General features: G+C 66.4%; 2 protein-coding genes and 2 pseudogenes. 1 reads left to right on the top strand and 3 read right to left on the bottom strand.

The genetic code is table 11. The features are described from left to right. Window positions 1-216, bottom strand: a pseudogene (locus G4G93_RS35285) (IS110 family transposase); the annotation flags it as partial. A 79-nt stretch (window positions 217-295) separates the two neighbouring features. On the opposite strand from G4G93_RS35285, the pseudogene G4G93_RS35280 reads away from it, so the two are divergent. Next, a pseudogene (locus tag G4G93_RS35280) lies at window positions 296-727 on the top strand (IS5 family transposase); the annotation flags it as partial. Between the two features lie 274 nt (window positions 728-1,001). Here the strand turns inward: G4G93_RS35280 and G4G93_RS35275 are convergent. Beyond that, window positions 1,002-1,649 (bottom strand): 5-formyltetrahydrofolate cyclo-ligase, encoded by a 648-nt coding sequence (locus tag G4G93_RS35275; RefSeq protein ID WP_395413750.1) that lies wholly within the window; start codon window positions 1,647-1,649, stop codon window positions 1,002-1,004. Beyond that, window positions 1,558-1,844 (bottom strand): integrase core domain-containing protein (locus tag G4G93_RS36355; RefSeq protein WP_165091309.1); only part of this gene is annotated, 287 nt, incomplete at its 5' end. The genes G4G93_RS36355 and G4G93_RS35275, both read right to left, overlap by 92 nt.

Raw genomic sequence — 1,844 nt, 5'->3', positions numbered from 1 at the left:
GCGAACCGTGTGTCCCTGCTTCGAGAGGGCTCGGCCCATGTGGTGCGCACCGCAGCATGCCTCCATCGCCACGACGCACCCCGGCAACTTCGCGCCGAAGGCGATCACCGTCTCGCGTCGCATCCGGCGGCGCAGCACGACTCGCCCGGCCGCGTCCAGCCCGACGAGGCTGCAGCTGTTCTTGCCCAGATCGATCCCCAGCACCGCGATCGTCATTGTTCCGCTCCATCCCTCATCTCGGCTACCCTGCCAGCCTAGCAGTGCAGCCCGGTGAGGGGCGGGCCATCCATAAAGGGGGGACCGCCACCAGGCGATCGGCCCCTCGCGGGCGGGCCCGACCACCAAGATCCATGTCCTCACCGACGTGATCGGACGCCCAGGCATCATCCACCTCACCCCTGGCAACGCCAGCGACGTGAAGACCGCGCCCGCCGTGCTGGCCCAGGCGCCCGGCCCGGTGCGCCGGCTGATCGCCGACAAGGGCTACGACGCCGACTGGCTGCGCCAGGACCTCCGCCAGCAGGGCATCAGCGTGGTCATTCCCGGCACCCGCGCCCGCAAGCGCAAGATCCGCCTCGACAAGCGCCGCTATCGCGACCGCTGGCGGGTCGAAGCGGTGTTCTGCCGCCTCAAGGACTTCCGCCGCATTGCCACCCGCTACGACAAACTTGCTCGCAACTTCGCCTCGGCTCTTGCCCTGGCAGCCGTCATCGCGTTCTGGTGCTGATTGAGTCCTGACCCTAGGATGCGGGTTTCGTCGAGGCCAACCTTCACCTTGTTCGACAGAGACATACGCAGCGAGTTCCACCCGAGTCGAGGGCAGCAATCGACCACCGCCACGTCGACATCCGAAGGGGCCTCGCAGGGCAAGGACTATGCGGTTCTGGAACCGGTGGCGACCCGCCCGGCTGGCTTCGGAGGCCGGGAAAACCAGCTTTCCTGGCGATGCCGTCCTCGGGCCCTGGCCGTGACCACGCCGCCGCGCCGCTTCAGGTAGCAGGTCACCTCAGACCAGGCCATGCATCGACTTCCGTCACGATGACGTCCATGGGGACGTCATGCGCCTGTGGATAGATCGTCTCGAGACGCGAGAACTCAAATCCAACTCCGATCACCGAAGGTTTGCTTGGCAGAGCCGCGATCGTGCGGTCGTAGAAGCCTCCACCGTAACCGAGGCGGTATCCAGACGAGTCGAAGCCGACTAGCGGCGCGATCAGTACGTCGGGAAAGACCGCCTCGCCCTCGGCCGGGATGGGGATGTTCCAGACACCACGAGTCATTGCGATCCCGGGCCGCCATTCCCGGAATTCGAGCGGCCGCGCCTTCTCCACCACCACCGGGAGCGCGAGGTGTGCGCCCTGCTCCCGCAGCGCCGCCAGAACAGGTCTCGCGTCGTACTCGCCCCTGAAGGGCCAGTAGAAGCCGATCAGCTTGCTGGACGCACGGTCAAGCTCCGGCCTGAGCCTCTGACTGATGTCCGCGCTCCAGACTGCCCGATCCTGAGCGGAGATCTGCATTCGCCGCTCGATTAAGGTGGCACGGGTCTGTTGTTGCCCCCTAAAGACCGGACGGGGTCTCCTGGGTTGATCGGGTGATGAACTCGCGCGGCGAGCGGTAGCCGAGCGCGCGATGAGGATGAAAGTCGTTATAGTGCGCCAGCCAAACGGGGAGCTGGCGCAGCACGCTCGCGGCATCCGGTAGCACCGAGACACGCACGTAGTCGCGTTTCAAGGTTCGCACGAACGCTTCGGCCATGCCGTTGCTCTGCGGGCTCTCCAGCGGCGTCGTCTTCGGTATCAAGCCGAGTTCGCGGGCGAAGCGGCGGGTATCGCGGGCCACGTAGC

This window comes from Methylobacterium sp. DB0501, from assembly GCF_011043735.1.
Taxonomy (GTDB): domain Bacteria; phylum Pseudomonadota; class Alphaproteobacteria; order Rhizobiales; family Beijerinckiaceae; genus Methylobacterium; species Methylobacterium alsaeris.
The sequence above is the reverse complement of the archived record's forward strand: the minus strand, read 5'-3'. Positions and strand labels throughout refer to the sequence as shown.